We start from the raw sequence: 8,180 nt of genomic DNA on the forward strand, positions 1-8,180 counted from the left end.
GCCGGATTTTCGCGCCATTCGTGCGGCCCGGTCGCTTCGGCCGGTGCGGTGCGTCTGGTAGGCAAATATCGTGGACTTCACCGTGCGCCGGCGCCGTTATGGCGACCAGACGATCGTGGCCGTGTCGGGCGATGTCGATGTCGGGAGCAGCCCCGGGCTGCGGGTGTTCCTGCTCGGGCTCGTCGAGGACGGCGCGCGGCGGCTGGTGATCGACCTCGACGGGGCGACGTTCCTCGACTCGACGGGCCTCGGCGTGTTCATCGGGGTGTCGCGCCGGCTGGGGGCGCTGAACGGGGAGATCGTGTTCGCCGGGGGCCCGCCGGGCGTGCGGGACGTCTTCGAGGTGACGCACCTGGCGAAGGTGTTCGAGCTGTACGGGACCGTGGAGCAGGCCGTCGCCGTTGTAGGCCGTCAGCCGGTGACCGGCAGGTCGTGGTGCCTGACCGGCTTCGGCGCGGGCGCCTCGGCGGGACGCTGCGCGGGTTCGCGGCCGCAGGTGGCGGACGCGACGCGCAGGGCGCCCTTGCCGCCGGGCAGGTTCAGCTGCATGGCGGTGACGGCGAGCCTGCCGTTCGGCAGGCGCTGCTGCTTGTTGAGGACGAGCGAGGTGCGTCCGACGCCCTCGACGTCCACGGGGACGGTGGTGTTGGGCGGCGGGGTCGCGTCGAGGCGCTTGCCCGCGACGGTGGCCCGCGTCAGGTGCGCGCCGCCCTGGGCGTCGCGGCAGGTGGCGGTGACGGCGCCCGCCTTCAGCTTCGCGGTGGGGACGGCCAGGTCCGCGACGTTGGAGCGGGCGTTCGCGGGTGCCGCGGCGACGTTCAGCGCGGACGCGCGGACGGCCTTGAGCCGGTCCTCGTTGAGCAGGCTCCTGCGCGCGGGCCCGGCGTCGGACGAGACGGCGGGCACCGGCGGGACGGCGCCGAGCGGCCCGCCGCTGGACGCGAGCCCGAACGCGGAGCCGGACCCGGCGGGATCGGGCGGGGCGGCGAGCGCGGGGCCGGTGGCCGCGGCGGCGCCGGCGGTGAGGCCGGCGGCGAGCAGGCCGGCGGCGGTCAGGCGAGTGAAGGCGTGCATGGATCGTCTCCGATCGTGTGGGTCTTGGGTGAAGGGACGGCGGAGCGCCGTCGAGCGGGGTTCGTGACGTCCCGGAAGCGCGGGCGGACGAGGGCGCCGGGCGCGGCGGCCCGGCGCGGCGGCCCGGTGCGGGCTCAGTCGTCGATGAACACGAGGCTTCCGAGCGGGACCTTGGCGAGGGCCTGCAGCGCGTCCGGTGGCACGCGCACGCAGCCGTGCGTGACGGCCTTGCCGAACACGGAGCGGTCGGGCCAGCCGTGCAGGGCGACCGTTCCGGGGCCGCCGCCGAAGGTGTCCAGGGTGGCCGAGTGCGTGCCGAGCGGCAGCACCAGCGGGCTGGGCGTCTTCTTGGCGGGGGCGAGGTCGGCCAGCATGAACGTGCGGCCGGTGGGCGTCGGGGTCTTGGCGCCGCCGACCGCGACGGACCAGGCGCCGGCGGGCTTGCCCGCCTTGAGCAGGGTGAGCCGGCGCCGCGACAGGTCGACCTTGACGGTGTAGGGCGTGTGGGCGGTGAGCAGGCCGTCGGCGGTGCCGGCGATCCAGCCGGTGGCGCCGTTGGGGCGGCTGGGCAGCAGGACGCGCCGCCAGTCGCCGGAGCTCTCCACGACGGGCACCCAGGTGGGGCCGCCGAGTTCCTGGGCGGGGAGCGTGGCGACGGTCCGTCCGCCGGGCTTGTCGAGGACGGGGACGGCCTTGGCCGGGTGGACGACGAGGCCGCCGGTGGCGCCGCCCGGGGCGTCGTCGCGCGGGACGCCCTTCAGCCTCGCGTACGTGGTGGCCTCGGGGGCACCGGCGGTGCCGGCCGGGGCCTGCGCCTGCGGCGGCCGCTTGGCGCCGCCGGCGGACGCGGTGTTGGCGGGCGAGGCTCCGCAGCCGCCGAGCACGATCCCCGCGCCGGCGAGCAGGGTGCCCGCCGCGAGGACGGCCGGGACGCGCGCCCGCGCGGCGTCGCCGGAGCGGGGACGGCGGGCGGTCATCGGGGCGCCCCCGCGGGTCTCCCGGCGGTCCGGCCGCGGTGATCGGGAAAGGCATTGTCAGTCGCCATGGAGCCGGATGCTAGTAGTGGTGGAGGCGTCCGTTCGGTAAACGGCGAAAATGAGCGCGGCGTGTCCGGGAAAGCGCCCGAATAATTGCCGTCTGTTTTCCGTTTAGCGGGAGATTCGGCAAATACTCGGTTTTGTGGGACTGAAAGGATGTTTCGCGGGATGATGGAGCCGGGGGAGAAGGGGCATCAGGCCAGCATGGGGAACGAGCCGCCGCCGGTGTCGCGGCCGGACGCCGCCTCGTGGAACTCCGCGAGGCCCCACAGCAGCGCCGCGCGCGCGGGCGCCGGCATCGCCTCCAGCACGCCGGCGAGCTCGGCGCGCCGCCGCACGCGCAGCCGGTCCAGCAGCGCCTGCCCGTCCGCGGTGAGCCGGACGGTCACCTCGCGGCGGTCCCGGCCGGGGTCGCGGATCAGCAGCCCCGCCGCCTCCAGGCGGTCGCACAGCCGGCTCGCCGAGGACACCAGCGCGTCCAGGCCGGCGGCCAGGCTGCTGATGTTGACCGGCCCGCGCTCCAGGATGAACAGCGCCCGCAGCTGCGTGGACGGCACCGGGACGTCCGGCGCGTTGTGCGCGTGCGACCATACGCTCATCAGCGTGAACGCGGCGGCGTCGAGGGCGGCAGCGGACCGGGCCGCGTCCTCACCCGACGTGTCCACCATGCCCTCCACTGTTACACACGACGTCTTCTGCGGCATCCCGGGCCGGTTCCGTCCCGGAACGAGATGAGGGAACCTGTGCCTTCCCGTCCAGGGCGCGGCGACGCGTCCGCCTCGCTGGAGAAAGCGATCTGGTCGGCCCGGCCGGACGAGCTGGTCGCCGCGGCGACCGCGGAGCTGGCCCGGCACTGGCCGGGCGCGCGCGCCGAGGTGCTCCTGATCGACTACCGGCAGGCGTTCCTCGTCCCGGCCGTCCGCGGCGCCGCGGAGACGTTCGGCCGCGACCCCGCGGCCGAGGACGTCCCGCTGGACAACACCGGGCCCGGCCGGGCGTTCGCCGGGCAGCGCCCCGACCGGGAGCGGTCCGGGCGGATCGGCGGCCGCCTCCTCCACCTCCCGCTCACCGTGCAGGGCGAGCGGCTCGGGGTGCTGACCGTCCGCGTCCCCGGGGAGGCGGGCGCGGAGGAGGCGGAACCGGCGTGGCTGGCCCCGGCGGCGGACGCCCTCGCCCGCGCGATGAAGATCGCCGACGCGGCGACGGACCTGTTCCGGCGGATCCGGCGGCGGACGCGGATGACCGTCGCCGCCGAGATGCAGTGGGACCTGCTGCCGCCGCTGTCCCGCGACACCGCGGGGTTCAGCCTGGCCGGGCAGCTGGAGCCCGCGTACGCGGTGTGGGGCGACAACTTCGACTGGACCGCGTCCCGCGACCGGCTGACCCTGACCGTCAGCAACGGGATGGGCACGGGCACGTCCGCGGCGGCGCTCACCCACCTCGCGGTCAGCGCGCTGCGCAACGCGCGCCGGTCCGGCGCCGACATCGCCGAGCAGGCCGTCGTGGCCGACCAGTCGGTGTACGCGCTGCACCGCGGCGAGCTGAGCGTCGGGACGCTGCTGATGGAGTTCGAGCTGGCCACCGGACGGGTCCGGGCGGTCGACGCGGGCTCCCCGAAGCTGTACCGGATGCGCGGCAACCTCACCGAGGCGATCGAGTTCGACGAGCAGCTGCCGCTCGGCATGTTCGGCGACAGCCGCTACGTCGTCGAGGAGTTCGCGGTGGAGCGCGGCGACCGGCTGGTGATCGTCAGCGACGGGGTACACCAGGCGCTGTCCCCGGACGGGCAGCCGTACGGGGCGGTCGCGCTGCTGCACGCGCTGCGCGACACCCGGCTGCAGAGCCCGCCCGAGGCCGTCCGCGCGCTGATCCGGCACTACCTCGCGTACTACGAGGGCGGCGAGCCGGCCGACGACGCGGTGATCGTCTGCGTCGACTGGGACGGCGCCCCGGAAGCCCGCGGCCCCGAAGCCGGCGACTCCCGCGCCGAGGGCGGCGACTCCCGCGCCGACCCGGGGCGCGTCAGCGGGGGAGCTTGACGACCGTCACGAAGAAGTCGTCGATCCGGCGGACCACCGACACGAACTGCTCGAAGTCGACCGGCTTGGTGACGTAGGCGTTCGCGTGCAGGTGGTAGCTGCGCAGGATGTCCTCGTCGGCCTCCGACGTCGTCAGCACCACGACCGGGATGCTGCGCAGGTCCTCGTCGGCCTTGACCTCGCCGAGCACCTCCCGGCCGTCCTTGCGCGGCAGGTTCAGGTCGAGCAGCATCAGGTCCGGACGCGGCGCGCCCTCGTACTCGCCCTCGCGGCGCAGGAACGCCATCGCCTGCTCGCCGTCGTTCACCACGTGCAGCTTGTTGGCGACCTTGTTGTGCTCGAAGGCCTCGGTGGTCAGCAGGACGTCGCCGGGGTCGTCCTCGACCAGCAGCACCTCGATGGGGCGCGCGCCGTCATTCATCGCCGTCTCCGATGGGAAGGGTCCAGTGGAAGGTGGTGCCGGGGTCGTCCTCGCCGCGCTCCTCGCCGGCCAGCCAGATCCGGCCCCCGTGGTACTCGACGATCTTCTTGCACAGCGCCAGCCCGATGCCGGTGCCGGTGTACTCGTCCCGCGCGTGCAGCCGCTGGAAGATCAGGAAGATCCGGTCGGCGTAGCGGGGCTCGATGCCGATCCCGTTGTCGGCGCAGGTGAACTCCCATTCGTCTCCCTCGCGGCGGACGTCGATGGCGACCCGCGGCGGGGCGTCGGGGCGGCGGAACTTGATCGCGTTGCCGACGAGGTTCTGGAACAGCTGGGTCAGCTGGGTGCGCTCGCCCGGCACCACCGGCAGGTCGGCCACCTCGACCTCGGCGCCGGTCTCCTCGATCAGCGCGGCGAGGTTGTCCAGCGCCTGGCGGGCGACCTCGTTCAGGTCGATCGCGTCCTCGGGACGGGCCATCCGGCCGACGCGGGAGAAGCCGAGCAGGTCGTTGATGAGCGCCTGCATCCGCTTGGCGCCGTCCACCGCGAACTGGACGTACTGCCGCCCGCGCTCGTCGAGCTGGTCGCCGTAGCGGCGTTCGAGCATCTGGCAGAAGCTCGCCACCTTGCGCAGCGGCTCCTGCAGGTCGTGGCTGGCGACGTAGGCGAACTGCTCCAGCTCGGCGTTGGAGCGGCGCAGCTCCCCGGCCTGGTCGTCCAGCAGCGCCGCCCGCTCGGTGCTGGTCCGCCACTCGTCGATGATCCGGCGCCGCATCGCGTCGATGATCACGGCCAGCTCGTTGATCTCGGCGGGGCCGGACACGTCGAGGCGGTGCGCGAAGTCGCCCTGCGCGACCTCGCGGACCTGCTCGCCGAGCGACGCGACGGGCCTCACGACCGTCCGGCGGATCACCAGGGCCAGCGCGATCACCGCGACCGCGGCGATCACCAGCGCGGCGCCCACCGACCACAGCGCCGCGTTCGCGCGGTCCCGCAGCCGGCCGGACGCGCGGTCGTGCAGGCTCGTGATGCCGCCCTGCAGCGGGGTCATGCCGCCCCGGGCGCGGTCGAACAGCCCGCCCGCCTGCCGGCTCTGGCCGCCGCTGAGCCCGGCGCCGCCCTCGCCGGCCGCGATCCGGTCGGCGAACCGCGCCCGCCACTCCCGCGACCCGGCGGTCACCTGGTCGAGGAGGCGGATCACCCGGCCGCCGTCCGGCACGCCCGCCAGCAGCCGGCGCATCGTCGCGGCGGACGTCCCCTCCTGCGCGACGGCCGCCCGGTACTCGGCGATCCGGTCCGCGCCGCCCTCCTCGGTGTACCGGCGGATCGCGGTGTCCTGCGCGGCGATCGCCGACGACAGCTTGTACTGCTCCAGCGCGACCGGGTCGACCCGGTCGACGAGCGTCCCGCGGGCCTTCCCCGCCTGGTACAGCGCCGTCCCGGCGACCGCGAACGCCGCGATCAGCAGGACGCCGAGGACCACGGACCCGATCCGGTAGATCTGGACGAGCCGGACGCGGCCGATCCCGTGCGGGGCGGGCAGCTCGGCGCCCTCCGTCAGGACCGGCGGCGCGAGCGCCTCGGGCGCCGCGTCCTCCGCCTCCGGCGCCTCTTCGGGCGCCGCTTCTTCGGGCGCCGCTTCTTCGGGCGCCGCTTCTTCGGGCGCCGCTTCTTCGGGCGCCGCTTCTTCGGCCGCCGCCTCTTTGGGCGCCGCCTCTTCGGGCGCCTGCTCGGGCTCGCGGGTCGGTTCGCCGCCCGCCATCACAGATCACCCCGGCTCAGCAGCAGCACCGCCAGGTCGTCGGACAGCACGTCCCCGTTCAGCCGCTCCGCCTCCGCGATCAGTCCGTCCACGAGCACGTCCCCGCGTTCGCCGCGGCCATGCGCGGCCCGCGCCAGCTCCTCCAGCCCGTCGAGGTCGAGGCGCTCGCCGCCCTCCCCGACGCAGCCCTCGATCAGCCCGTCGGTGAACAGCATCAGCCCCCACGCGTCGCCGAGCTCCACGTCGACGGCCGGCCAGTCCGCGCCCGGGATCAGCCCGAGCGCCGGGCCGTGCGGCCCCTCGGGGAGCGCCCGCACGCCGGACGGCCCGAACAGCAGCGGGCACGGGTGCCCGGCCCGGTACAGCCGGGCGGAGCGGCGGTCGGGCGCGATGGCGGCCATGCACAGCGTCGTGAAGATCTCCTCGCCCCACCGCTCGTGCTCCAGGACGGCGTCGAGCGTGGACAGCAGCCGCTCGCCGGTGTGCCCGGCGAGCACCAGCGTCCGCCACGCCATGCGCAGCCGCACCCCGAGGGACGCCTCGTCCGCGCCGTGCCCGCTGACGTCGCCGATCACCGCGTGGACCGTGCCGTCCTCGGTCTGCACCGTGTCGTGGAAGTCGCCGCCGAGCAGCGCCCGGTCGCGTCCCGGCCGGTACCGGGTGAGGTGCCGCAGCGTGCCGTCGGCGAGGATCGGGACCGGCAGCAGCCCGCGCTCCAGCCGCGCGTTCTCCCGGCCCACTGCGCGCGCCTCGACCAGCTGCCGCTCCGACTCGTCGGCGCGCTTGCGCTCGATCGCGTAGCTGATGGCGCGGCCGAGCAGGGCGCCGTCGACGTCCTGCTTGACGAGGTAGTCCTGGGCGCCGGCGGCGACCGCCTGGACGCCGACGTGCGCGTCGGCGAGGCCGGTCAGCACCAGCACGGCGGTGGTGGGGGCGCGGGCGATCACCTGGCGCAGCGCGTCCAGCCCGGACGCGTCCGGCAGGGACAGGTCGACGATCACGCACTGCACCTCGGGGCGCAGCGACGCCAGCGCCTCGGCGAGCGTCGAGGCGACCGTGATCTGCACGTTGGGCTGGACCTCGGTGAGCAGCTCCTCGAACAGGAACGCGTCGCCGGGGTCGTCCTCGACGAGCAGGAGATGAGGGGAGCCGGCGACCCCCGGCAGACGCTCGGCACCGCGACTGTGCATCGCGGTCATAGCTCAGCTCCTTCGCCCCGGGAGGCCCCCGCAGGTGGAGGCGGCGTTGGTTGCCATCGAGCAAATGTTACGGGCAGTCCAGTAGTGGCACGACCGGCGCGGACACAATGGACACCCCATTGAGACGGTAACGATCGTCCTCCCCGGGCCACTTCCTGGTGATGGACACACCAGGACGGACGGAGGAGCACGCGGTGGCACACCCAGCCCCCCGTGAGAGGGCCCCCGACGAGAGACGCTTCACCGCGATGTACGACGCCTGCCGGCAGCGCGTGTGGGCGTACGCCGCCGCGCGCGCCGGGCGGCAGATCGCGGACGAGGTGGTGAGCGAGACGTTCGCGGTGGCGTGGCGGCGGTTCGCGGACGTCCCCGATCCGGCGCTGCCGTGGCTGCTCGGCGTCGCGCGGAACGTGCTGCGCGACGGGTATCGCGCGGAGGCCCGCCGCGACGCGTGCGCGGCGGAGCTGGCCCGCTGGGCGCCGCGGCCGTCCGGCGACATCGCCGAGGACGTCGCGGAGCGGCTCGCCGTGCTCCGCGCGATGGCGGCGATCCCCGAGGGCGACCGGGAGATCCTGATCCTCGTCGCCTGGCAGGGGCTGAGCCCGCGGGAGGCGGCGCGGGTCGTCGGCTGCTCGCCGGCGGCGCTGC

General features: G+C 74.9%; 8 protein-coding genes and 1 pseudogene. 3 read left to right on the forward strand and 6 right to left on the reverse strand.

The window, feature by feature from the left end:
- Positions 1-82: 82 nt before the first annotated feature.
- Positions 83-382 (forward strand): annotated as a pseudogene (locus F9B16_RS32435) (STAS domain-containing protein); the annotation flags it as partial.
- A gap of 29 nt (positions 383-411) precedes the next feature.
- Here F9B16_RS32435 and F9B16_RS32440 read toward each other — a convergent pair.
- From F9B16_RS32440 to F9B16_RS32450, 3 genes are all read right to left on the reverse strand, one after another.
- Entirely contained in the window at positions 412-1,074 is a 663-nt protein-coding gene (locus F9B16_RS32440; protein WP_151544038.1) for a choice-of-anchor P family protein, read from the reverse strand.
- Positions 1,075-1,208: 134 nt separating this feature from the next.
- Positions 1,209-2,051, reverse strand: a complete 843-nt coding sequence (locus F9B16_RS32445; protein WP_151544039.1) for a L,D-transpeptidase — start codon at positions 2,049-2,051, stop codon at positions 1,209-1,211.
- A gap of 254 nt (positions 2,052-2,305) precedes the next feature.
- On the reverse strand, positions 2,306-2,779 hold the full coding sequence (locus F9B16_RS32450; protein WP_151544040.1) for a MarR family winged helix-turn-helix transcriptional regulator: 474 nt from the start codon (positions 2,777-2,779) through the stop codon (positions 2,306-2,308).
- 75 nt (positions 2,780-2,854) lie between these two features.
- Between F9B16_RS32450 and F9B16_RS32455 the strand changes: the two genes are divergently transcribed.
- Positions 2,855-4,150, forward strand: coding sequence for a PP2C family protein-serine/threonine phosphatase (locus F9B16_RS32455; protein ID WP_225992139.1), 1,296 nt, complete (start codon positions 2,855-2,857; stop codon positions 4,148-4,150).
- Here F9B16_RS32455 and F9B16_RS32460 read toward each other — a convergent pair.
- From F9B16_RS32460 to F9B16_RS32470, 3 genes are read right to left on the reverse strand one after another with little or no spacing between them, the layout of a single operon-like run.
- The gene (locus F9B16_RS32460; RefSeq protein WP_151544042.1) at positions 4,134-4,571 is read right to left on the reverse strand and encodes a response regulator; all 438 of its coding nucleotides are present in this window, start codon (positions 4,569-4,571) and stop codon (positions 4,134-4,136) included. The genes F9B16_RS32455 and F9B16_RS32460 overlap by 17 nt on opposite strands.
- On the reverse strand, positions 4,564-6,333 hold the full coding sequence (locus F9B16_RS32465; protein WP_151544043.1) for a sensor histidine kinase: 1,770 nt from the start codon (positions 6,331-6,333) through the stop codon (positions 4,564-4,566). Before F9B16_RS32465 ends, F9B16_RS32460 begins: the two co-directional genes overlap by 8 nt.
- Positions 6,333-7,532: a PP2C family protein-serine/threonine phosphatase gene (locus F9B16_RS32470; protein WP_225992140.1), complete on the reverse strand. Its 1,200-nt coding sequence runs from the start codon at positions 7,530-7,532 to the stop codon at positions 6,333-6,335. Before F9B16_RS32470 ends, F9B16_RS32465 begins: the two co-directional genes overlap by 1 nt.
- Positions 7,533-7,726: 194 nt before the next feature.
- Here F9B16_RS32470 and F9B16_RS32475 point away from each other — a divergent pair.
- On the forward strand, positions 7,727-8,180 hold a 454-nt coding region (locus F9B16_RS32475), incomplete at its 3' end, for an RNA polymerase sigma factor (protein ID WP_225992141.1).

The organism is Actinomadura montaniterrae, from assembly GCF_008923365.1.
Taxonomy (GTDB): Bacteria; Actinomycetota; Actinomycetes; order Streptosporangiales; family Streptosporangiaceae; genus Spirillospora; species Spirillospora montaniterrae.